This is a genomic window from Klebsiella sp. CN_Kp073 (genome assembly GCF_040065495.2).
GTDB classification, from domain to species: domain Bacteria; phylum Pseudomonadota; class Gammaproteobacteria; order Enterobacterales; family Enterobacteriaceae; genus Klebsiella; species Klebsiella aerogenes.
The window spans coordinates 1,346,445-1,369,313 of sequence record NZ_CM198051.1 but is presented as its reverse complement, the minus strand read 5'-3'; the positions used below and the strand labels follow the sequence as shown (position 1 = coordinate 1,369,313).

Below are 22,869 nucleotides of genomic sequence, written 5' to 3'. Positions count from 1 at the left end.
GGGAAACTCCGTGACCGCCTCCCCACTCCCGCGTCCTTAACTTGTCAGCCCTTTATAAAACGCCGACAATTCATTGATCGATAATAAAACGGAGGCACTCATGTCCACCTCATTCTTTGTCGCCGCCGACTGGCTGGCGGAACATATTGATGACCCGCAGATTCAAATTCTGGATGCGCGGATGGCGCCGGCAGGTCAGGAAGCGCTGCGCGATATGGCGGCGGAATACCGCGACGGGCATATCCCCGGCGCGGTTTTTTTTGATATCGAAGCGCTGTCTGACCACACCAGCCCGCTGCCGCATATGATGCCGCGGGCGGAAACTTTCGCCGTAGCAATGCGCGAGCTTGGCGTCAGCAGCGATAAGCATCTGGTGGTGTATGACGAAGGCAATCTCTTCTCAGCGCCGCGCGCCTGGTGGATGTTACGCACCTTCGGCGTCGAAAAGGTATCGATTGTCGCCGGCGGCCTCGAAGGCTGGCGTCGCGACGAATTGCCGCTGGAAAAAGGCGAACCGGACCTGCCGGAAGGCGAATTTGAGGTGAACTTCGATCCTGAGGTGATCAAACGCTTAACCGATGTGCTGCTGGTCAGCCATGAAGGATCGGCGCAGATCGTAGACGCCCGCCCGGCGGCGCGTTTTAACGGCCTGGCGGATGAACCGCGTCCAGGCTTACGCCGCGGGCATATCCCCGGCGCGCTTAACGTCCCGTGGACCGAGCTGGTGATTAATGGCGAACTGAAAACCGTCGATGAGATGAACGATATTTTTGCGCGTCAGGGCGTTGATTTTGCGCGACCGATTATCGCCAGCTGCGGTTCCGGGGTTACGGCAGCAGTGGTGGTACTGGCGTTGACCACCCTCGGCGTCAACGGCGTGTGCCTGTACGATGGTTCATGGAGCGAATGGGGCGCGAGAACGGATTTGCCGATCGAGCCGACCCCTGCCGCTGAGTAAACGCGTCGTGACTGCGGGTCCCCCCTCCCGCAGTCCCTAAATAATTTCTGATTTTCCCCGCCCCTTTCTTCTGCTTCTCGATAAACCGGTTACTCTACCCTGCCGCAGGATTTGTACCTGCCGAATTTGCTCTACCGCCACCCAATTTATAAGGAAATTGAATAATGGCCTTTTCATTACAGAACCTCATGGATGTCGTAAAAAAGCACAATCGCAATCCCTCTCCTAAACCTATGCCGGAAGATGAGGTGGAGCGCCTGCGGGTCAGGAAATACCGCGATCCGCAAAATAGCGAAACCGTGGCGCTTCCGGACAGTTTGAAAGCGCTGTTGGCCTACGATTGTCAACTGAAAAGCCACCACGGTCAGTTGGTGCTGGAATCGGTTGTGGACTCAATTGATGAACATGGCGTCCTGCTTTCCGACTCGCTGGATGAAGATGCTTATTACATGAATGGTCTTGATATGGCCGGGCTGGACTTTGAAGAGCTGACGCCAATCTGGAACGACGATCCGCGTCTTCCTGCCCTGATTCGCATCAGCCATTCCGGCGATCAGCAGGTATTTATCTATGTCACCGAGCGTGATGAACAGGGTGAATATCCTGTCGTCCGCTTCGAAGGTAAAGAGAATGACCTCTGGCTGGCGGAATCGTCACTGATTGAATATCTGCAAGGGGTCTTTACCGATGAGGAAGAGAGCCATGACGAATGGCAGCGCCAGCAAGCCCTCAACGAGGCACGCGATGGCGCCTTGCTGGAGCTGGAATATATTCATGAGGATCTTTACGCCAGGCTTGAAGGCTGCCCTGACTAATTCACGGTCTCGCCTCGGATGGCGAGGTTAACGCGCGCCGCCGGGGCTACTCCAGGAGAGCGCCTTTTCCGTAACCTGATGTCACCACAAGGAGTGAAAATGGCATTAGTCTCCACCCCACATTCTGCTGATTCATCTCGCCTGCCCTGGCTGGGAGGCATAACCGGCCTGCTGGCGGGCGGCATCATTCTTTATTTTTGGCCGGAATGGAACCGGGCATGGTTAAGCCTGGTTCCTGCGCCGGTTTCCGTTTATACCCGCTTTCTCGGAGTCACTCTGGAACAAGTTCCGTTGATAACCTATTTCCATCAGGCGCTGCTGGGTTTTCTGATGGTGCTGCTTGCTCCCGGATACGGTAAATCGACCCTTGCCGCATGGATGCTGCATAGCCCATCGCCATACCGCCGCTGGCCGGGCGAGATATTACGCGCCTGGAGCATGAAATTTGGCCTGCTGGTCATTGTCTTTTGCAATCTTTTCTTTTTGTCCAGGGTCAGCTCCGGGACTCTGGCGTTATATATCTTTTTTCTCCAGCACGTTAGCGTTGCCGCTGCGGTGGCGTCAGGCGTACTGCTGCTGCGTGATGCCCGACGCCTGACCCACACGTCTCATGCTCAGCTGGCGGACCTGCACCTTCTCATGATACTCACGCTGGGGTGCCAGACGATTTTGCCTGCACAGATCGCGCTAATGAGCGCCCGCGGCGTGAACACACCGTTAGGCTGGTACATTGTTATCGCGCAGATGGCAGGCGTGTTACTGGCGTTAATACTGGTCGGCGGGCTGGTGGCAGCGATACGTTCTCTGTTGGGCGAAAAGAGGTGTCGGGCCTGGCGCGGTGATATGGCGCTCTTCAACGGCATTGTTACGCTGTGCGTGACGGGATTCCTTATCTATAACATGGTGTCAGCCTATCCGCGGATCTTTGCCGCCCTGCATTGACCTTTGCAAACCCGATTTTCGGCCTCGCGCAGAAGACATAAAAAAACACAGCGGGGGCTAACGCCCCCGCTTTCAGATAATCCGGTTCTGCTTGAAATCGCGCAGGAAGCTGCCCCAGCGCTTTTCATAGAACGGCGTGATATGGGCAATCATAAAGTGGCTGATGCCCTTCTCGCCTTCTACCACCTGACAAATATCGATAGGTTCATCGCCAGGCAGGGTATCGGTGGCCACGCTGCCGGTGGTCTGGATAACGGATTCAATATCCCCTTCCGCTTCAATACCGATCAACAAGTTGGCCGGCGCGTCGGCGCTCTCTTTAATCGAGCACAGAAACGCCCGCTTGACGGTCTTCAGCGTTTTGAACAGCGTGGTCAGCGAATCCACCATCTGCGCCGGTGGTTCGGCGACCTCAGACAGCAGCAGCGCTTCGCCGCCTTCCAGAACCGTCTGGGTACTGAGCGGACTGCCCTCTTCGCCCAGCAAATGGCTGATTTCTCGCGGGGTGAACTCTTTGCCGCTCGGCAACTTCGGGTTGAGGAACAGCGATTCGCCCAGCGTCATCGCCATCAGCGTGCGCGCTGGCATCATCACGAAGGCCTGTTCCTCTTCTACCGCCTGCTGTAGCGCCTCCAGCGAGGTGAAGAACGGTATGACCGACGTGCCGTCATCTTTTTCCCAATGCTGGAGATCGAGGGCGCTATCTTCGACAACCTGCTCACCGTCCGCCGCGCTACCCGGCACCCACACGGTTGCCTCAAGCAGTGCGGTGAAAAATGCCGGACGATGAGCAGGCTCGGTCGCCGCCTTCTCCAGCAATGTTTCTAATTCATTTTTAGTATCAGACATAGATTCGCTACTTCAAAATCGCCCGGCGGCGCTACGTCCGCGCGGGCCTACGGTTTTCCAGGCCGGGTAAGCGTAACGCTACCCGGCAAGGCCATCACTCAGCCGTCAGCAAATTAGCGATAGTACGCACGCCAAGACCCGTCGCGCCCGCCGACCACTGCTCTACCGCGGCTTTGCGGTACGTCGCGGAGCAGTCGATGTGCAGCCAGCCCTGGTGGTAGTTTTCCACGAAGTGGGACAGGAAGCCCGCCGCAGTGCTGGCGCCGGCCGGATACGCCGCGCTACCGGTGTTGTTCAGTTCCGCGAAGTTAGACGGCAGCTGGTTGCGGTGGAATTCGGCCAGCGGCAGACGCCAGAAGGCTTCATTTTCCGCCTGCGCGCTCGCCAGCAGGCGATTCGCCAACGCGTCGTCAAAACTGAACAGCGCGTGGTAGTCGTTACCCAACGCGGTTTTCGCCGCGCCGGTCAGGGTGGCGGCATCGATGATCAGCTGCGGCTTCTGCGCCGAGGCATCGATCAGGCCATCCGCCAGCACCAGGCGGCCTTCGGCGTCGGTATTCATGATTTCAACGGTTTTACCGTTGCGGTAATGAATGATATCGCCAAGCTTGAAGGCGTTGCCGCTAATCAGGTTATCCGCGCAGCACAGATACAGCTTCACACGTTTGTTCAGACCGCGGGTAATAGCGAAAGCCAGCGCGCCGGTCACGGTGGCCGCGCCGCCCATGTCGGATTTCATCGAGTCCATAAAGGCGCTTTGCTTGATGCTGTAGCCGCCGGAGTCGAAGGTGATGCCCTTGCCAACCAGACAGGCGTATACCGGCGCGTCTTTATCGCCGGTCGGGTTATAGTCCAGCGCCAGCAGGACCGGCGGGCGCTCGGAGCCGCGGCCAACGGTATGCAGGCCAAGATAGTTCTGCTCACGCAGATCTTCGCCTTTGGTGATGCGATAGCTGACCTTTTCGCCCGCCACGCCGCACAGCAGATCGACGGCGCGCTGGGCCAGCTGTTCTGGCCCCAGCTCTTCTGCCGGCGCGTTGATGGTGTCGCGAACCCAATCGATAATCGTCAGGCGGTTATCCAGCTCGCTGCGCTGCGCATCGTCAAGGGTTGGCCATTCGACCTGGCGCTGACCTTTCGGCCCTTTATAGCCGGCCCAAAAGGCCCAGGCGCGATCGGTATTCCAGCCTTCGCCGCTCAGGGCGACGTGCTTGATACCCATGCCGTCAATTTTGCGCGCCGCGCACTGGATTAACCCCAGGTCGTCTTTACCATTGAGATGTAAGGCGATACCGTCGTTATTGATACTCCAGGTCGCTTTTTCTCCCCAGCGCGCATCGGCAGGCAGAGTAGAAAGCGTAATCTTCATGGCTTCGGTCATTATCTTTATCCTTATTAACAAACGGGCCACCCTATGGCAGCCCGTTAAAATTTTTCCGCTTGAGGCGAAAATTATTCTGCTTCGTCTAACCAGACTAGCAGAATCGCCTCCAGAATTTTTTCATTGGATGCGTTTGGGTCGTCATCGAACTCTTCCAGATCGCAAATCCACTGATGCATATCGGTAAAGCGAACGGTTTTCGGGTCGAGATCCGGGTAAGCGTCATACAAGGCTTCGCCGATTTCGCGACTGTCGGTCCATTTCAGTGCCATATTAGTGCTCGCGTGCGTGGTTGATGGTATAACGCGGGATCTCAACGACCAGATCTTCGTCGGTGACGCGCGCCTGGCAGCTCAGACGGCTGTCAGGTTCCAGCCCCCAGGCTTTGTCCAGCATGTCGTCTTCATCTTCGCTACTTTCCGCCAGCGAGTCAAAACCTTCACGCACGATGCAGTGGCAGGTGGTGCAGGCACAGGATTTTTCACAGGCGTGTTCAATCTCGATACCGCTACGCAGCGCCGCATCCAGAATGGTTTCACCGCTCTCAGCTTCCACAACTACGCCATCCGGACACAGGTCCTGGTGGGGCAGAAAAACAATTTTTGGCATTTTAAACCTCGTCCACGGATTGGCCTTTCAGCGCAGCGCGGACCGACTGGTCCATGCGGCGTGCGGCGAATTCCTGGGTTTGTGTGTCGATATTTTTAATGGCTTCTTTAATCGCGTCTGCATCTTCGCCTGCCGCGGCGGCGCGAACTTGCTCCGCGGCGGCATCGATAGCCTGACGCTCTGCGGCGCTTAACAGCGCGGCGTCGGCGGCCAGCGCGCTTTCCAGGCTCTCCAGTACGCGAGCGGCTTCGACTTTCTGTTCAGCCAGCATACGCGCCTGGATATCCTGTTCGGCGTAGCTCATCGAATCTTTAATCATGTTGGCGATTTCGCCGTCCGTCAGGCCATAAGACGGTTTCACCTGGATTGAGGCTTCCACGCCGGTCGATTTTTCCATCGCCGTGACGCTCAGCAGACCGTCGGCATCAACCTGGAAGGTCACGCGAATATGCGCCCCGCCCGCCGGCAGCGCCGGGATACCGCGCAGCGCAAAACGCGCCAGCGAGCGGCAATCCTGCACCAGCTCACGCTCACCCTGCATCACGTGAATAGACATCGCCGTTTGACCATCTTTGAAAGTGGTAAACTCCTGCGCGCGGGCCACCGGAATGGTGGTATTACGCGGGATCACTTTCTCTACCAGACCGCCCATGGTTTCCAGCCCAAGCGACAGCGGGATAACATCAAGCAGCAGCAGTTCGCTGTCCGGTTTGTTGCCGACCAGAATATCCGCCTGAATCGCCGCGCCAATGGCGACGACTTTGTCCGGGTCAATAGAGGTCAGCGGGGTACGGCCAAAAAATTCGCCAACGCGCTCACGCACCAGCGGCACGCGGGTGGAGCCGCCGACCATTACCACTTCCAGCACCTCTTGCGCTTCAACGCCGGCGTCTTTCAGCGCGCGACGGCAGGCCATCAGGGTACGTTTTACCAGTGGGGCAATCAGATCGTTAAACTGGCTACGGCTGATATCGCCCTGCCAGCCGCCTACCTCAACGTGCGCCACATCGGCATCGCTCAGGGCGATTTTCGCCGCAATGGCGGCATCCAGCAGCTCACGCTGCAGACGGTTATCGCTACGGTCGCTAAGGCCCGCCTGCTCACGCAGATAGTCGGCCAACAGATGGTCGAAATCATCGCCGCCGAGAGCGGAATCACCGCCGGTCGCCAGCACTTCAAACACCCCGCGGCTTAAGCGCAGAATGGAGATATCAAAGGTGCCGCCGCCGAGATCGTAGACCGCAATCACCCCTTCCTGACCGGAATCGAGGCCGTAGGCGATAGCCGCCGCGGTCGGCTCATTGAGCAAACGCAGCACGTGCAGGCCCGCCAGACGCGCCGCGTCTTTGGTTCCCTGACGTTGAGCGTCATCGAAATAGGCCGGAACGGTAATGACCACGCCGTCGAGATCGCCTGCCAGCGCTTCAGTGGCGCGGGCGGCAAGGGCTTTCAGGATATCGGCGGAGACCCGTACCGGGTTCAGCAGGCCGCCGGCGGTTTGAATCATCGGCAGTCCATTTTCACTGGCCTGCAGCTGGTACGGTAGATGCGGATAGCGGGTTTGAATATCGGCGAGGGAACGCCCCATCATCCGCTTCACCGAGCTGATGGTGTTCACCGGATCCTGAGCGGCATTGAGCCGGGCTTCATAGCCGACGGTCAGCCCCGAGGCGTGGTAGTTCACGACCGACGGCAGCAGGTAGCGGCCTTGATGGTCGGGCAGAGTTTCGGCCTGGCCGCTACGCACGGTAGCAACCAGAGAATTGGTGGTGCCAAGGTCGATACCTGCCGCCAATCGACGCTGATGCGGCGCGGCGCTCAGACCAGGCTCACTAATTTGTAATAGGGCCATAATTGCTTCCGAAAATTAAAAGTCGAGCAGTTTTTCTTCGAGTTCTTCAGCACTGCTGCGCAGTTTATCGAGAAAACGGAGCTTGCGTACAGTATCAGCCGCCGCATCCCAGGTCTCGTTTTGCAATTGTTCAACCATCAGTTGATGGCGGGTATCAAACAGCGCTTTTACCCGTTTGATAAAGGTTTCCAGCCGCGCTTCGTCTTTCGCCTGGCCGATTTCATCGAGCTCTTCGCGCAGTTCCAGCTGTTCCATCAGGAACGCGGTGTCGCGTACGGTGTGCTGCTCGCTGGCGAGGTCAAAGCCGTGCAGCGAAAGGATATATTCCGCACGGGTCAGCGGATGGCGCAGAGTCTGCCATGCCTGGTTAATGGTGGCGGAGTGCTGAACCGCAGCCAGCTGTTCCGCAGCGGGCGCGCTGGCGAATTTATCCGGATGGTACTGGCGCTGCAGATCCTGATACCGGACAGCCAGTTGTTCGAGCGAGAGGGTATAGCTGGCTGGTAACCCGAAGAGGGTGAAATAGTCCATAGTAACCTCAGGGTCATGCATCTAAACTAAAACCCCACGCGCGGCGTGACCGCGGTGGGGTTGGGGATTACCGATTATACGTTAAAGCTTTCGCCGCAACCGCACTCATCTTTCACGTTCGGGTTGGTAAATTTGAACCCTTCGTTGAGACCTTCTTTGACGAAGTCCAGTTGAGTGCCGTCGAGGAATTGCAGGCTCTTGCCGTCGATCACGACTTTCACGCCTTTGTCTTCAAACACGGTGTCTTCTGCCGCCGGCTCGTCAACAAATTCCAGTACATAAGCCATGCCTGAACAGCCGGAGGTTCTTACCCCCAGACGCAGGCCAAAGCCTTTACCGCGGTTCGCCAGGAAGGAATTGACTCGCGCTGCTGCACTGTCGCTTAAGGTAATCGACATAACAAACCTCAACTCTTAATTATTTTGCTTCACGTTTGCTTTTGTAATCCGCAATCGCGGCTTTAATCGCGTCTTCCGCCAGGATAGAACAGTGAATTTTCACCGGCGGCAGTTCCAGTTCATCGGCGATATCGGTGTTCTTGATAGCCTGCGCTTCGTCCAGCGATTTACCTTTCACCCACTCGGTGACCAGGGAGCTGGAAGCGATAGCGGAACCGCAGCCATAGGTCTTGAAGCGCGCGTCTTCAATGATACCTTCATTGTTGACTTTAATCTGCAACTTCATGACGTCGCCGCACGCCGGCGCGCCAACCATACCGCTACCGACGCTGTCGTCGCTGTTGTCGAAAGAGCCGACGTTGCGCGGGTTTTCGTAATGATCGATGACTTTTTCGCTGTATGCCATGATGAATTCTCCTTATCGGTGCCGAATTAGTGATGTGACCATTCAATGCTGTTCAGATCCACGCCCTGCTTGAACATTTCCCACAGCGGAGAAAGGTCGCGCAGACGGCCGATGGAGTTACGAACCAGCTTGATGGTGTAGTCAATCTCTTCTTCGGTAGTGAAACGACCTAAAGAGAAACGAATAGAACTGTGCGCCAGTTCATCAGTCATGCCTAATGCGCGCAGCACGTAGGATGGCTCAAGGCTCGCGGAAGTACAGGCTGAACCGGAGGAAACCGCCAGGTCTTTCAGCGCCATAATCAGCGACTCGCCTTCAACATAGTTGAAGCTGACGTTGAGAATGTTCGGCGCGCCCTGCTCGAGGTCGCCATTCAAATAGACTTCTTCCATATCTTTCACGCCGTTCCACAGACGGTCACGCAGGCCGCGCAGGCGCGCCATTTCGCTTTCCATCTCTTCTTTGGCGATACGGTAAGCTTCGCCCATACCGACGATCTGGTGGACAGGCAGGGTACCAGAACGCATGCCGCGCTCGTGACCGCCGCCGTGCATCTGCGCTTCGATGCGAATACGCGGCTTACGGCGTACATACAGCGCGCCGATACCTTTCGGGCCGTAAATTTTGTGACCGGAGAAGGACATCAGGTCAACTTTCAGCTGGCTCAGATCGATAGGCAGCTTGCCCACGCTCTGGGTGGCGTCAACGTGGTAAATGATACCGCGGGCGCGGCACATCTCGCCGATGGTAGCGATATCCTGCACCACGCCGATTTCGTTGTTTACGTGCATGATGGAAACCAGGATGGTGTCGTCACGCATCGCCGCTTCCAGTTCTTTCAGATCGATAATACCGTTGCTCTGCGGAGCAAGGTAGGTCACTTCAAAACCTTCGCGTTCGAGCTGACGGCAGGTATCCAGTACCGCTTTATGCTCGGTTTTGCTGGTGATGATGTGCTTGCCTTTTTTCTGATAAAAGTTGGCTGCACCTTTAATCGCCAGGTTATCGGATTCCGTTGCGCCGGAGGTAAAGACGATTTCGCGCGGATCGGCGCCGACCAGTTCGGCAATCTGATTACGGGCGATATCTACCGCCTCTTCAGCCTGCCAACCGAAACGGTGAGAACGTGAGGCCGGGTTACCAAAGGTCCCGTCCAGGGTCAGGAACTGCATCATTTTCTCGGCAACACGCGGGTCCACCGGCGTTGTTGCGGAGTAATCGAGGTAAATCGGTAATTTCATTGCTCTTAAACTCCGTACATCACTCAATGCAAGGAACCAGGCAACCGGCTTGATGTACGACCGAGTACACGAGATGTCTTAACATCCCGGCCTGATTCTGAAAATCTTTATTATTGCTATCTACCCTGCCGTTTCACCTTGCAGCCCGTAAGCCGCAAGCTGAAACTAAGCCTCGTGCTAGGCGCGCAGTTTTACGTCAATGGCGTCCTGAGAACGCGTAGTACGCTGAGATTCATGATTGTGCTGACGACCGGAAACATCGAGGATTTCCTGGTTATTCACCAGTTCGCCCAGGGTGATGTTGTTCAGGAAACCGGTCAAACGTTCGCTCAGATCGCGCCACAGCGCGTGAGTCAGACACTTATCGCCACCCTGGCAGCCGCCTTTACCCTGACAACGGGTGGCGTCAACGGATTCGTCTACGGCGCTGATCACTTCGCCTACGGCGATGCTGCCAGCTTCTTTACCTAACAGGTAACCGCCGCCTGGTCCACGAACGCTGGATACCAGACCATTTTTACGCAGGCGAGAGAACAGCTGTTCCAGATAGGAAAGCGAAATTCCCTGACGCTCTGAAATATCTGCCAACGGAACCGGACCCGTTTCAGAGTTGAGCGCAACGTCAAGCATTGCGGTCACGGCATAACGCCCTTTAGATGTCAGTCTCATGTCTTACTTAACCTCAAACTCGCCCCTGCCCGGGCTTTTTATTAATATGGGTATTGCATAGCAGGGCCAAGTCTGACATTCCCGAGTAAATTGGTCAACTATTTACTTGACTGTTTTAGTCAGGTATTTGGCTTTCCGTGCCGTTATTGATTTCGAGCCGCTCCCGGGGTCGGCCAAAGGCCTCGCCCGGGCTACAACAGAGATGTAGCTTCGTAGGCCGGATAAGCGAAGCGCCATCCGGCGGGAACGCGGTTACTTACCTTTATTCTGCTGCTCAATAGACGCCAGCATCCCGCGCAGAATGTTCAGCTCCTGGCTTTCCGGACGCGCGCGGGTGAACAGACGACGCAGCTTGTTCATCACCTGCCCCGGATGATTCGGACGGATAAAACCGGTCGCCAGCAGCGTCTGCTCAAGGTGGCCGTAAAAACGTTCTAAATCATCGACCAGCGGATACGGCGTCTCTTCATGTTCAACCGCCGGCTGCGCCTGCTCCTGCGTCGCCAGCCAGGCCATTCGCACTTCATAGGCGATAACCTGCACCGCCATTGCCAGGTTCAGCGAGCTGTACTCCGGGTTGGCGGCGATCGCCACGTGATAGTGGCACTTCTGCAGTTCGTCGTTGGTCAGGCCAACGCGCTCGCGGCCAAAGACCAGCGCGACCGGCGCATGCTGTCCTTCGGCGACGCTTTTCAGACCGCATTCGCGCGGATCCAGCATCGGCCACGGCAGCGTGCGGGAGCGCGCGCTGGTGCCAACCACCAGGCTACAGCCCGCCAGCGCTTCATCAAGGGTATCGACGATCTGCGCGTTGCCAATCACATCGCTGGCGCCAGCGGCCAGCGCGATGGCCTGGGAATCAGGTTTCACCAGCGGGTTGACCAGCCACAGGTTAGTTAAGCCCATGGTTTTCATCGCGCGGGCAACGGAGCCCATATTGCCGGTGTGTGAGGTTTCTACCAGTACGATTCGAATATTTTGCAGCATTATGGTTCTTCGGCTAAAGATTATTCGTGCATGCTAACATAAAACGGAGACATAAGCAGAATTCGCTGTTACTATATGCGCCGTTTTTTCCCGTTCTTTAACATCCAGTGAGAGATACCGATGCATCCGATGCTGAACATTGCCGTGCGCGCAGCGCGCAAGGCGGGTAATTTAATTGCCAAGCACTACGAAACGCCAGATTCCGTAGAAACCAGCCAGAAAGGCAGCAATGACTTTGTGACTAACGTCGATAAAGCCGCAGAAGCGATTATTATCGAAACCATTCGCAAGTCTTACCCACAGCACACCATCATCACCGAAGAAAGCGGCGAGCACGCTGGTGAAGATCAGGATATTCAATGGGTTATCGATCCACTGGATGGCACCACCAACTTCGTTAAACGTCTGCCACACTTCTCCGTTTCCATCGCCGTACGCATTAAAGGCCGTACTGAAGTCGCGGTGGTTTACGATCCGATGCGTAATGAACTGTTCACCGCCACCCGCGGTCAGGGCGCGCAGCTGAACGGCTACCGTCTGCGCGGCAGCAACGCTCGCGATCTCGACGGCACCATCATCGCCACCGGTTTCCCGTTCAAAGCCAAGCAGCACGCTACCGCTTACATGAACATCCTCGGCAATATGTTCACCGAGTGCGCTGACTTCCGTCGCACCGGTTCCGCCGCACTGGATCTGGCCTACGTTGCCGCTGGCCGCGTTGATGGTTACTTTGAAATCGCCCTCAAACCGTGGGATTTCGCCGCAGGCGAGCTGATCGCTCGTGAAGCAGGCGCCATCGTTTGCGACTTCACCGGTGGTCATAACTATATGCTGACCGGCAACATCGTAGCCGGTAACCCGCGCGTCGTGAAAGCGATGCTGGCGAACATGCGCGAGCAGCTGAGCGAAGCGCTGAAGCGTTAATTTCTCACTGAATGTAAAAAGGAAGCCGCGGCTTCCTTTTTTTATCCCCTAAAACGGCCGCAAGCCGCCGCCCGGCGGGATCGCGCTACTCCACATCACGACGGCCGCCGTCAACAGCGCCACGCCGCCGGCCAGCGCCAGCGTCGCCCAGCCAACCTGTTTCCACATCGCTGGTGCCTGATGGCGACTCAGGCGGATAGCCAACTGGCGGAATCCATGCACCAACAGCGCCAGCCCGCTTATGGTCAGCGACGTTCCCGCCGCCATCACCAGCGCGGCTGCCATGCCCCAGCCAAAGACGCCGATCACCTTACTGAACAGCAGCACCATAATCGCTCCCGAGCAGGGACGCATGCCCATCGACAGCACAATCGCCAGCCTGGCGCGCCAGTCGTCGCCACTCTGTAGTTGATCCGGCGCCGGAAGGTGCTGATGGCCGCAGCCGCAATGTTCATCATGGACGTGCTGCAGGGTAAAAGCGGTAAACGTTGGCCGCCGTAGCAAGACTCGCAGTTTTTTCAATGCCCGCCAGCACAGTAAAAGCCCCAATGCGCCGACCAGCAGATAACTGCCCTTCTCCAGCCAGAAGCTGCTGAGATGCAATTGACGCGCCGGGAGCTGCAGCAGCGTCAATACCACCACCACCAGCGCTATCGCCACCATTCCCTGCAACAGCGATGCTGCCAGCGTCAGCGTAATACTCGATTTCAGCTTTGAGGGATGGGTGGCAAGCCAGGTGGTAATCACGATTTTACCGTGGCCAGGGCCTAAGGCATGTAGCACACCGTAGACAAAGCTGAACCCGAGCAGCGATAGCCCCGCCGCTGAAGGGTTATCCGCCACCGCCTGCAGCAGTTGGCTGAGCTCAAGATTCAGTGAACGCTGCCAGACCGCGCTTTGCAACAGTACCTGCGGCCAGGCGAGCCACAACCAGATACCGCCCACGACGGTCAGCGTCAGAAACAGCGCCAGCGGCCAGAGTGATTTCCAGCGCGGCGCCCGCGCTCGCGGCGTAAAGACTACTGACATGTCAAGGTCACCTTCTGGGCGAAGTAGTTACCCAGTTCCATGTCTTCCGGCGGCGCGTCCTCTTTATCGAGCGACTTCGCATAAGACAGCATTTTGTCGTTGGGTTTCGGCGTCATTACCGTGGTCTTACAGGAGGCCCGCAGCGCGGTAGGCAGTGAAAAATCGCTATCCTGCTCATAAAACATATCGACATAGTAGGTCGGATCGAAGGTGGATAAAGTGAAGGTTTGTCCGGCAATGGGCTGCGGCGTCGCCAGCGGCAAGGTGAAGGTAAGTACCGCCTGCATCCCGCTACGCGCAAGGCCGTAACCATCCGGGCGGTTAGCAAACTTCACCCGCTGGCCGTTATGCCACAGCTCGCTGAAGTAGTGCTGGCCGAGCACATTGGCCATCACCTCCGCTGCCAGTTTTTTCCATACTTCGCTGCCCGGCTTGGCATTTCCGGCATCATAGAGCAGATCCGCTGAGGTTATTTCGTCCATCGTCCAGCGCATATTGAAACCGGTCAACTGACCGTCTTTCACCACGGCCTCACTCTGCAAATTAATGAAGCTGTGCGGATGCGCAACGGCTGACAATGATAAAACCATGAAAAATGCCGCACTGACGCAGTGTTTCACTCTCTTCATCTGTTCCTCGCGTGAAAAATTCTGTGAACCTCGCCAGCAATCCTGATCTAAAGGCCGCGGCCCGTCCTGCTCAACCCGCATCCTTTGGCTATTCTTAGCTGAAACCCTAACTGGAACTTACCAGATGATGACAGTGATTGAACCACCATCTGCGCTTTCCAGTCCACAGCGCCGTAGCCAGGTGCTCCTGATGTTCTATCTTCCGGGACAATCCGTCACGCCGCAACAGCTGGTCAGGCTCAACCAGGTGGATGAGGCGACGGCCCAACAGGATATCGCGGAGACGGGGCGCGAAATTCAGCGTTATCATCGACTGACTCTCGCGTCGCAGATGGACGGCAGCTATCGGATTGAAGGCGCCGCGCTCGATCAACGCCTGTGCCTGCTGCACGCTCTCCGGCGCGGGCTGCGCCTGTGCCCGCATTTCGTTCACCACCATTTTACCCCGGCGTTAAAAACGCAGCTTAAACAGCAGGGTATCGCGCGAACCTTATATGATGATACCAATCTTCAGGCGCTGGTGAATCGCTGCGCGCGCGCGCTCAATCGGCAGTTTGACTGTCGGGACGGGCAGTTCCTGCGCCTGTATCTTCAGTACTGCCTGCTACAACATCATCTGGGCCAGTCGCCGGATTTCACCCACCAGCAGCGCAGCTGGGCCCAGGCGGCGGCGGAATTTGACCTCGCCGCCGAAATCGTTCGCCACTGGCAGCGTCGGGTCAGCGCCACGCCCCACGCCGGCGAACAACATTTCCTGACCCTGCTTTTTATGTTGCTGAAAACGCCGGATCCGATTCATGACGGCCATCAACAGGACAGACGCCTGCATCTGGCGATCTCCCGCTTGATCCATCGTTTCCAGGATCTGGCGGGACGGCCGTTTAGCGATGAACAGGGGTTAAGCGACCAGCTCTATATTCATCTTTCGCAGGCGTTGAACCGCAGCGTATTCGCTATCGGTATCGATAACGCCTTACCTGAGGAGATCGGACGCCTGTATCCGCGCCTGATGCGTACTACTCAGGACGCATTGCGCGATTTCGAAACGGCCTATCATATTCAATTTAATCAGGAAGAGGTCAGTTTAATTGCGGTGATTTTCGGCGCATGGTTGATGCAAAAAGCCGACCTGCATGAAAAGCAGGTGGTGTTGCTGACGCGGGAAAACAGCGAGCTGGAACAGGCGCTGGAAATGCAATTGCGGGAATTGACGCTGCTGCCGCTGAATATTAAATACTTAAGCGTGACGCAGTTTCAGCAACAAGGCGCGCCGAAAGATGTGACCTTAGTAGTCACGCCTTACACCACCGCGCTACCGCTGTTTTCGCCGCCGCTGTTTCATGCTGAAGAGAATTTCAGCGATCACCAGCGGCAGCAGATTTGCAAAATGCTTGAGAGCTAGGCGGTTACCACCTTCGGCCGCACGATCAGCGCCGGAAGCGCTACCAGCGCCATCACCCAGAAGACGCCCTGATGCAGGTGCTGATAGAGGAAGCCGGCAAATACCGTCATCACCGCAATGCTGCCGCCCATCGCCACCGCCGAGTAAACGGCCTGCAGGCGGATGACCTCACTTCCCTGCCGCGCGGCGATATAGCGCATGGCCGCCAGATGGCAGACGGTAAACGTTCCACAATGCAAGATCTGCGCGACCAGTAACCATGGCAACGCGGTCGTCCAGCCCATAATCGTCCAGCGCGCCACGCCGCACACCGCCGAAAGCAGCAGCAGGTCGCGGGCGCTAAAGCGGCGGAAGACCTTTTTACTCAGGGCGAAAATCACCACTTCGGCGACGACGCCAAGCGACCACAAATAGCCGACGGCGGAAGCTGAATAACCGGCCTGCTGCCAGTACAGCGCGCTGAAACCGTAGTAGGCGGCGTGCGCCCCCTGCAACAGACAGACGCAGGCAAGAAAACGCCAGCTTTGCCGCACCAGGCTAAGCCACGCCGATAGTCCGGCCGCCTCCTGATGTCGGCTCTCCCCCTGCGGCATCACTGAAGGTTTCAGTAACATGCCCAACAGCATCGAAGCGGTGCCCAGGCTTAACAACAGCAGGATCGCCCGGTAATCATACAAACTCACCAGTTTGCCGGTCAGCGCAGAACCGATGACGAAAGCAATCGATCCCCACAATCGCACCCGGCCGTAATCCATGGTGATCTGCTTTTGCCAGGTGTTGGCCAGCGCATCGGTTAGCGGCACCAGCGGGGAGAAAAAGAGGTTGAATCCGACGATGACTACCATCAGCCAGGCCACCTGCCCGCCGACCCAGAAGGCGAGAGCAAACAGCAGCGTCAGCAACGCGAGGATTCGCAAGGCGCTAATCAAACGAGAAGGATCGCTAACCCGCGGCGCAATCAGCAGACTGCCCAGAAAACGCGCCACCAGCCCGGCGCCGAGCAGCACGCCGATGGTTTCCGGCGTCAGGCCAACGCCTGCCAGCCAGACGCTCCAGAATGGTAGAAAAATACCGTAGCTAAAAAAATAGGTGAAGTAACTTAGCGCCAGCCAGCGCGTGGAGTGCAAGACCATGATTCCCTCCCGAATGGAAGCTCTAGTCTGGCGATAAAGCGCATACTGAGCAAACCCATGTCTCACTATCTGCATGGTCATTAACTACATTTCTCTTAAAATCGTGAGCATCGTCACGCAAAGGTTTTACGAAATGGCGGGCAGTATGAAAAAAAATCCGATAACCGGGCATCAAAGCGCTTTCTGCATATCGACTCAATCGCCGCTAAACGAAGCGCAACAATATTAGTTTCCCAGCGTGGCGGGGAGTAAAAATGTGTATTACGTTTAGATCACACGCCTGTGATAAAGGACTGATTATGAACACGCTACGCTATTTTGACTTTGGCTCTTCCCGCCCTGTTCTGCTGTTAATCGCACGTATTGCGATCGTGCTGCTGTTCATTATTTTTGGCTATCCGAAACTGATGGGATTTAGCGGAACGGTACAATATATGGCTTCTTCCGGCGCGCCGCTGCCGACGCTGGCGGCGATTATCGCGGTCATCATGGAGGTTCCCGCCGCTATTCTGATTATTTTAGGTTTCTTTACCCGCCCGCTGGCGGTGATCTTTATTTTTTACACCCTGGGTACCGCGGTTATCGGCCACCATTACTGGGATATGACCGGCGATGCGGTATTGCCGAATATGATTAACTTCTATAAGAACGTCAGTATCGCCGGGGCCTTCCTGCTGCTGGCAATAACCGGACCGGGTTCAATTTCGCTTGACCGCCGCTAATCATCAGACACAAAAAAGGCCGCAATCGCGGCCTTTTTTATCTTAACGCGGCAAGATTATGCGTAAACCGGGAAACGTGCGCAGATATCCAGCACTTTACCTTTGACGCGCTCAATAACAGCTTCGTCGTTGATATTGTCGAGAACGTCGCACATCCAGCCAGCCAGCTCCTTCACTTCCGCTTCTTTAAAGCCGCGGCGAGTCACAGCCGGAGAACCGATACGGATACCGGAAGTCACGAACGGGCTCTTCGGATCGTTCGGCACGCTGTTTTTGTTAACGGTGATGTTGGCGCGGCCCAGGGCGGCGTCAGCTTCTTTACCGGTCAGGTTTTTATCAACCAGATCCAGCAGGAATAGGTGGTTTTCAGTACCGCCAGAAACCACTTTGTAACCGCGGTTCAGGAACACTTCCACCATCGCTTTGGCGTTTTTAGCAACCTGCTGCTGGTAAACTTTGAACTCTGGCTCCATCGCTTCTTTCAGCGCCACCGCTTTCGCGGCGATAACGTGCATCAGCGGGCCGCCCTGCGCGCTTGGGAACACGGCGGAGTTCAGTTTCTTGTACAGCTCTTCGCTACCGCCTTTCGCCAGGATCAGGCCGCCGCGCGGACCCGCCAGGGTTTTGTGGGTGGTAGTAGTAACAACGTGGGCGTGCGGAACCGGGTTCGGATAAACGCCGGCGGCAATCAGGCCCGCTACGTGCGCCATATCGACGAACAGGTATGCGCCGATACTGTCAGCGATTTCACGCATTTTCGCCCAGTCAACGATACCGGAGTAAGCGGAGAAGCCACCGATGATCATCTTCGGTTTGTGCTCCTGGGCCTGCTTCGCCATGTCTTCGTAGTCAATTTTACCGGACTCATCGATGCCGTAAGGAATGATGTTGTACAGTTTACCGGAGAAGTTAACCGGGGAGCCGTGGGTCAGGTGGCCGCCTTGCGCCAGGTTCATACCCAGCACGGTATCGCCTGGCTGCAGCAGCGCGGTGTAGACGGCAAAGTTAGCCTGCGAGCCGGAGTGCGGCTGCACGTTAGCGTAGTCGGCGCCGAACAGTTCTTTCGCGCGGTCGATAGCCAGTTGCTCAACGATATCCACGTACTCGCAGCCACCGTAGTAGCGCTTGCCCGGATAACCTTCGGCATATTTGTTAGTCAGCTGGGAACCCTGAGCCTGCATCACGCGCGGACTGGTGTAGTTCTCGGAGGCGATCAGTTCGATGTGCTCTTCCTGACGTACTTTTTCCTGCTCCATAGCCTGCCACAGTTCGGCATCATAATCGGCAATGTTCATTTCACGCTTTAACATCCGCATCTCCTGACTCAGCTAACGATAAAATTTTTGGCCTAAAAAGGCGGTCCTGATGGACAACGGCCCACAGTATAACCGAATCATTCTGTGATAACAGGTCTTGACAAAGGATTTTACGCAAACGATTGGCTCCACAGCACACAAGGCTTTGAGCAATAACGCATCAAACATTATCAACGGATTTCTTTTCAGGTTTGTGATGCAAATTCTTCATGTTGTAACGGCTTTGCGGCAAAGTGATAAAGAACCATTTACATAGCAGGGTTATTTATATAAGATGCATTTGAAATGCATCAATAGGATAATATTTAAGGAAGCTGCTATGCTCGACGCTCAAACCATCGCCACGGTCAAAGCCACCATTCCCCTGCTTGTAGAGACCGGCCCAAAGTTAACCGCGCATTTTTATGATCGTATGTTTACTCATAATCCGGAGCTCAAAGAGATCTTCAATATGAGTAACCAGCGTAACGGCGATCAGCGCGAAGCGCTGTTCAACGCTATCGCCGCCTACGCCAGCAATATCGACAACCTGCCGGCCCTGCTGCCGGCGGTCGAAAAAATCGCCCAGAAACATACCAGCTTCCAGATTAAACCGGAGCAGTACAATATTGTCGGCAGCCATCTGCTGGCGACCCTCGACGAAATGTTTAGCCCGGGCCAGGAAGTACTCGACGCCTGGGGCAAAGCCTATGGCGTGCTGGCGAACGTCTTCATCAATCGCGAAGCGGAAATCTATCAGGATAACGCCAGTAAAAATGGCGGTTGGGAAGGTACCCGTGCGTTTCGCATTGTTAAGAAGACCCCGCGCAGCCAGCTTATTACCAGCTTTGAACTGGAGCCTGTCGACGGTCAGCCGGTCGCCGATTACCAGCCGGGACAGTATCTGGCTATCTGGCTGAAGCCGGAAGCCTTCGAATATCAGGAAATTCGTCAATACTCTCTGACCCGCAAAGCGGACGGTAAGGGCTATCGCATCGCGGTGAAACGCGAGAATGGCGGCCAGGTGTCTAACTGGCTGCATAACCACGCCAGCGAAGGCGACGTGGTCTATTTAGCCGCACCTGCAGGCGACTTCTTCCTTAACGTGGAAGCGCAGACGCCGGTGACCCTGCTCTCCGGCGGCGTCGGCCAAACGCCAATGCTGGCGATGCTGGATACGCTGGCGAAAAGCCATCATCAGGGCCAGGTGAACTGGTTCCACGCGGCGGAAAACGGTGACGTTCACGCTTTTGCGGACGAAGTGAAGGCGCTTGGCGCGACGCTACCGAAATTTACCTCACACGTCTGGTACCGCAGCCCGAGCGAAGCCGACCGTCAGGCAGGACGTTTTGATAGCGAAGGTTTGATGGATTTAGAGCCGCTGGCGGAAAATATTCGCGACCCGCAGATGCAATTCTATCTCTGCGGCCCGGTAGCGTTTATGCAATTTGCAGCGAAGCAGCTGGTAGAATTAGGGGTCAATAAAGACAACATTCATTACGAATGTTTCGGCCCGCATAAGGTTCTGTAAGCCCAACGACGCGGGGATTTGTAGAAGGCCACCAACACCGGCAGTTTCAGCAAGCGTGGTGAATAAATTAACGGCAGGCCGCACGGACCGTAGGCCGGGTAAGCGCAGCGCCACCCGGCAATACTGCAGCGAGCGGCGAGGATTAAATCGCCGCATCGTCTTCTTCACCGGTACGGATACGAATCACCCGCGCCACGTCGAAGACAAAGATTTTACCGTCACCGATTTTACCGGTCTGGGCGGTACGAATGATGGTATCGACGCAGGTATCAACGATATCGTCAGTCACCACGATTTCAATTTTCACCTTCGGCAGAAAATCCACCATATATTCCGCGCCGCGGTACAGCTCGGTATGCCCTTTCTGACGACCAAACCCTTTGACTTCCGTCACCGTCATGCCGGTGATACCGACTTCCGCCAGCGCTTCACGCACGTCATCCAATTTGAACGGTTTAATAATCGCATCAATCTTTTTCATGGTTTTCCTGTCTTTGTCGCGTAACCGGTTGCTTACCGTATCATAGCTTGCGCTATGCCGCGGGGCTACTCTTTAAAGTCGTTGGCGTCGAGCTCGTGGCGCGACAGCAGTTTGTAAAATTCGGTGCGGTTGCGCCCGGCCATCCGCGCGGCATGAGTCACGTTACCTTTGGTTATCTGTAAAAGCTTACGCAGGTAGTTGAGCTCAAACTGATTACGCGCCTCAACGAAGGTCGGCAACGCGGTATTCTCCCCCTCCAGCGCCTGCTCCACCAGCGCATCGCTGATCACCGGCGATGAGGTCAGCGCCACGCACTGTTCAATCACGTTAACCAGCTGGCGCACGTTGCCCGGCCATTTGGCGGCCATCAGCCGCTTCATCGCATCGGTGGAGAAGGCGCGCACGAAGGGTTTGTGACGGTCGGCGGACTGGCGCAATAGATGATTAGCCAGTAGCGGAATATCCTCCGCGCGCTCGGAAAGCGGTGGGATCTTCAGGTTAACCACATTGAGCCGATAGAACAGATCTTCACGAAACTCACCGCGCGCCATCGCCTTCGGTAGATCGCGGTGGGTCGCCGAGATAATGCGCACGTCGATGTCGATATCGCGGTTGCTGCCCAGCGGGCGCACCTTACGCTCCTGTAGGACGCGCAGTAGCTTTACCTGCAACGCGACGGGCATATCGCCGATTTCATCAAGGAACAGCGTACCGCCCTCGGCGGCCTGAAAAAGCCCTTCGCGGTTGCTGACCGCGCCGGTAAAGGCGCCGCGCGCGTGGCCGAACAGTTCGGACTCCAGCAATTGCTCCGGCAACGCGCCGCAGTTAATCGCAATAAACGGTTTTTCGTGGCGCGGACTGGCGTTGTGGATCGCCTGGGCGACAATCTCTTTCCCGGTACCGCTCTGGCCGATAATCAGCACGCTAACGTCCGACTGCGCCACCATACCGGCCTGCTCCAGCAGCCGCAGCATCTGTGGGCTACGGGTGACGATCGCCTGTCGCCAGCGCTCGTCGGTGGCCGGCGAGCTCTGCTCGAGAGCATCATCAATCGCTTTATACAGCGCGTCTTTATCGACCGGTTTAGTCAGAAAACTAAAGACCCCTTGTTGGGTAGCGGCAACGGCGTCTGGAATGGAGCCGTGGGCAGTCAGGATGATGACCGGCATGCCGGGCTGCGCCTTCTGGATTTCAGCAAACAGCTGCAGGCCGTCCATTTCATCCATGCGTAAATCGCTCACCACCAGGTCCACCCGTTCGCGCGTCAGCACGCGCAGCGCCTCGGGCCCGCTTTCCGCCGTGACCACGCTGTACCCTTCGCTGACCAGACGCATCCCCAGCAGCTTTAACAGCCCCGGATCGTCGTCCACCAGCAGCAGGTGGGCGGGTTTACGGATCGTCATGGATCACCTCCGGTACCTTATCGCTACCGCTATTAAAATTGCCGCCGGGCTTACGGCTGGAGAGCTGGCGCTCAATATCGGTAAGGTTTTCCAGCTTGCGGGTGGTCAGCTCCAGTTGGCTACGCAGCTGCTGCTCCTGCTGGCGCAAGGTTTCCAGTTCAGCATCGCTTGATTGCTGGAGTTTGCCGTAGCGGGAGCGCTCCTCGAATAACTGCAGTTGCCGGGCTTGACCGTCGCGCCACAGCCGGTATAGAGGGCGAACCTGCGCGGCGATTTGCGGGCTAAAGCTGTCGATGCGGGCAACCATTTCGCGACGCTCGTCGGGGGTGATTTTGGCGTCGGCCAGCAGAATGCCGCGTTTGAAAGCATCCTGCCAGTTATCATCATTATGCAATTTGGCTTCGGCACGGGCCTGTACCGGCGCCAGGCGATCCGCGCAGTCAATGCCGCGCAGCCAGTACAGCGGGTTTTTATCACTGGCATCGTTTTCCAGCGACCAGATATTGGCGCAATCTACGGAGAGAAAATCCGCCACCTGATGTTCCGGCAGCTCGGGCGGCGCATTGCCGTCAGCGGCGCGCGGCGACATAGCGGCGGAACAGCCCGCCAGCGTCAGGCAGCATAGGCCCGACAGCAGCCATCCCCGTAAAGGACGGCGCAATGCGAAAAAGTGGGACATATT

Annotated in this window: 25 protein-coding genes; 7 read left to right on the top strand and 18 right to left on the bottom strand. The window is 56.5% G+C overall.

Going from position 1 to position 22,869, the window contains the following annotated elements; genetic code table 11:
• Positions 1–100 precede the first annotated feature (100 nt).
• The 3 genes from sseA (at position 101) to ABLV66_RS06715 (ending at position 2,715) form a co-directional block, all read left to right on the top strand.
• Entirely contained in the window at positions 101–958 is an 858-nt protein-coding gene (sseA, locus tag ABLV66_RS06725) for a 3-mercaptopyruvate sulfurtransferase (protein ID WP_045392728.1), read from the top strand.
• Positions 959–1,122: 164 nt separating this feature from the next.
• The gene (locus tag ABLV66_RS06720) at positions 1,123–1,773 is read left to right on the top strand and encodes a DUF5066 family protein (RefSeq protein WP_348876950.1); all 651 of its coding nucleotides are present in this window, start codon (positions 1,123–1,125) and stop codon (positions 1,771–1,773) included.
• 99 nt (positions 1,774–1,872) lie between these two features.
• Positions 1,873–2,715 (top strand): hypothetical protein, encoded by an 843-nt coding sequence (locus tag ABLV66_RS06715; RefSeq protein WP_348876949.1) that lies wholly within the window; start codon positions 1,873–1,875, stop codon positions 2,713–2,715.
• Positions 2,716–2,787: 72 nt separating this feature from the next.
• Here the strand turns inward: ABLV66_RS06715 and sseB are convergent, their stop codons facing one another.
• The 11 genes from sseB to trmJ all read right to left on the bottom strand — a co-directional run bounded on the left by sseB (position 2,788) and on the right by trmJ (position 11,638).
• Complete coding sequence (sseB, locus tag ABLV66_RS06710; RefSeq protein ID WP_047043418.1) at positions 2,788–3,564, bottom strand: enhanced serine sensitivity protein SseB; 777 nt, start codon at positions 3,562–3,564, stop codon at positions 2,788–2,790.
• 94 nt (positions 3,565–3,658) lie between these two features.
• Positions 3,659–4,945, bottom strand: coding sequence for an aminopeptidase PepB (pepB, locus tag ABLV66_RS06705; protein WP_348876948.1), 1,287 nt, complete (start codon positions 4,943–4,945; stop codon positions 3,659–3,661).
• 71 nt (positions 4,946–5,016) lie between these two features.
• Positions 5,017–5,217: a Fe-S cluster assembly protein IscX gene (iscX, locus tag ABLV66_RS06700; RefSeq protein ID WP_002913954.1), complete on the bottom strand. Its 201-nt coding sequence runs from the start codon at positions 5,215–5,217 to the stop codon at positions 5,017–5,019.
• 1 nt (position 5,218) lies between these two features.
• Entirely contained in the window at positions 5,219–5,554 is a 336-nt protein-coding gene (gene fdx, locus ABLV66_RS06695) for an ISC system 2Fe-2S type ferredoxin (protein WP_012540871.1), read from the bottom strand.
• Between the two features lies 1 nt (position 5,555).
• Positions 5,556–7,406 (bottom strand): Fe-S protein assembly chaperone HscA, encoded by a 1,851-nt coding sequence (hscA, locus tag ABLV66_RS06690; protein ID WP_047043413.1) that lies wholly within the window; start codon positions 7,404–7,406, stop codon positions 5,556–5,558.
• Positions 7,407–7,421: 15 nt separating this feature from the next.
• Positions 7,422–7,937: a co-chaperone HscB gene (hscB, locus tag ABLV66_RS06685; RefSeq protein ID WP_289577847.1), complete on the bottom strand. Its 516-nt coding sequence runs from the start codon at positions 7,935–7,937 to the stop codon at positions 7,422–7,424.
• Positions 7,938–8,011: 74 nt separating this feature from the next.
• Positions 8,012–8,335 carry an iron-sulfur cluster assembly protein IscA gene (gene iscA / locus ABLV66_RS06680; protein WP_012540868.1) on the bottom strand — a complete coding sequence of 108 codons (324 nt, stop codon included), beginning with the start codon at positions 8,333–8,335 and terminating at the stop codon, positions 8,012–8,014.
• Between the two features lie 19 nt (positions 8,336–8,354).
• Positions 8,355–8,741 carry a Fe-S cluster assembly scaffold IscU gene (gene iscU / locus ABLV66_RS06675; protein WP_004866383.1) on the bottom strand — a complete coding sequence of 129 codons (387 nt, stop codon included), beginning with the start codon at positions 8,739–8,741 and terminating at the stop codon, positions 8,355–8,357.
• 26 nt (positions 8,742–8,767) lie between these two features.
• The gene (iscS, locus tag ABLV66_RS06670; RefSeq protein ID WP_015703173.1) at positions 8,768–9,982 is read right to left on the bottom strand and encodes a cysteine desulfurase; all 1,215 of its coding nucleotides are present in this window, start codon (positions 9,980–9,982) and stop codon (positions 8,768–8,770) included.
• 177 nt (positions 9,983–10,159) lie between these two features.
• Positions 10,160–10,651: a Fe-S cluster assembly transcriptional regulator IscR gene (iscR, locus tag ABLV66_RS06665; RefSeq protein WP_015370314.1), complete on the bottom strand. Its 492-nt coding sequence runs from the start codon at positions 10,649–10,651 to the stop codon at positions 10,160–10,162.
• Between the two features lie 252 nt (positions 10,652–10,903).
• Positions 10,904–11,638, bottom strand: a complete 735-nt coding sequence (trmJ, locus tag ABLV66_RS06660; protein WP_015370313.1) for a tRNA (cytosine(32)/uridine(32)-2'-O)-methyltransferase TrmJ — start codon at positions 11,636–11,638, stop codon at positions 10,904–10,906.
• Positions 11,639–11,758: 120 nt separating this feature from the next.
• Here trmJ and suhB point away from each other — a divergent pair, with 120 nt between their 5' ends.
• Positions 11,759–12,562: an inositol-1-monophosphatase gene (gene suhB / locus ABLV66_RS06655; RefSeq protein ID WP_015370312.1), complete on the top strand. Its 804-nt coding sequence runs from the start codon at positions 11,759–11,761 to the stop codon at positions 12,560–12,562.
• A 48-nt stretch (positions 12,563–12,610) separates the two neighbouring features.
• Here the strand turns inward: suhB and ABLV66_RS06650 are convergent, their stop codons facing one another.
• Positions 12,611–13,591 (bottom strand): nickel/cobalt transporter, encoded by a 981-nt coding sequence (locus ABLV66_RS06650; RefSeq protein WP_045367515.1) that lies wholly within the window; start codon positions 13,589–13,591, stop codon positions 12,611–12,613.
• The gene (locus tag ABLV66_RS06645; protein WP_348876947.1) at positions 13,582–14,220 is read right to left on the bottom strand and encodes a DUF1007 family protein; all 639 of its coding nucleotides are present in this window, start codon (positions 14,218–14,220) and stop codon (positions 13,582–13,584) included. Before ABLV66_RS06645 ends, ABLV66_RS06650 begins: the two co-directional genes overlap by 10 nt.
• A 124-nt stretch (positions 14,221–14,344) precedes the next feature.
• Here ABLV66_RS06645 and csiE point away from each other — a divergent pair, with 124 nt between their 5' ends.
• Positions 14,345–15,622, top strand: a complete 1,278-nt coding sequence (gene csiE / locus ABLV66_RS06640; protein ID WP_045392750.1) for a stationary phase inducible protein CsiE — start codon at positions 14,345–14,347, stop codon at positions 15,620–15,622.
• Here csiE and ABLV66_RS06635 read toward each other — a convergent pair.
• On the bottom strand, positions 15,619–16,755 hold the full coding sequence (locus ABLV66_RS06635; protein WP_047043398.1) for a 3-phenylpropionate MFS transporter: 1,137 nt from the start codon (positions 16,753–16,755) through the stop codon (positions 15,619–15,621). The two genes, csiE and ABLV66_RS06635, sit on opposite strands and share 4 nt — an antisense overlap.
• A 299-nt stretch (positions 16,756–17,054) precedes the next feature.
• On the opposite strand from ABLV66_RS06635, the gene ABLV66_RS06630 reads away from it, so the two are divergent.
• Positions 17,055–17,477 (top strand): DoxX family protein, encoded by a 423-nt coding sequence (locus tag ABLV66_RS06630; RefSeq protein ID WP_045392754.1) that lies wholly within the window; start codon positions 17,055–17,057, stop codon positions 17,475–17,477.
• A gap of 56 nt (positions 17,478–17,533) precedes the next feature.
• On the opposite strand, the gene glyA is transcribed toward ABLV66_RS06630, so the two are convergent.
• Positions 17,534–18,787, bottom strand: a complete 1,254-nt coding sequence (gene glyA, locus ABLV66_RS06625) for a serine hydroxymethyltransferase (protein ID WP_015370305.1) — start codon at positions 18,785–18,787, stop codon at positions 17,534–17,536.
• A 325-nt stretch (positions 18,788–19,112) separates the two neighbouring features.
• Between glyA and hmpA the strand changes: the two genes are divergently transcribed.
• Complete coding sequence (hmpA, locus tag ABLV66_RS06620) at positions 19,113–20,303, top strand: NO-inducible flavohemoprotein (RefSeq protein WP_348876946.1); 1,191 nt, start codon at positions 19,113–19,115, stop codon at positions 20,301–20,303.
• Positions 20,304–20,445: 142 nt separating this feature from the next.
• On the opposite strand, the gene glnB is transcribed toward hmpA, so the two are convergent.
• The 3 genes from glnB to qseG all read right to left on the bottom strand — a co-directional run bounded on the left by glnB (position 20,446) and on the right by qseG (position 22,866).
• Positions 20,446–20,784, bottom strand: coding sequence for a nitrogen regulatory protein P-II (gene glnB / locus ABLV66_RS06615; protein WP_002914032.1), 339 nt, complete (start codon positions 20,782–20,784; stop codon positions 20,446–20,448).
• A gap of 65 nt (positions 20,785–20,849) precedes the next feature.
• Positions 20,850–22,187, bottom strand: a complete 1,338-nt coding sequence (gene glrR, locus ABLV66_RS06610) for a two-component system response regulator GlrR (protein WP_045377589.1) — start codon at positions 22,185–22,187, stop codon at positions 20,850–20,852.
• On the bottom strand, positions 22,174–22,866 hold the full coding sequence (qseG, locus tag ABLV66_RS06605) for a two-component system QseEF-associated lipoprotein QseG (RefSeq protein WP_047043539.1): 693 nt from the start codon (positions 22,864–22,866) through the stop codon (positions 22,174–22,176). Before qseG ends, glrR begins: the two co-directional genes overlap by 14 nt.
• Positions 22,867–22,869: the final 3 nt, after the last annotated feature.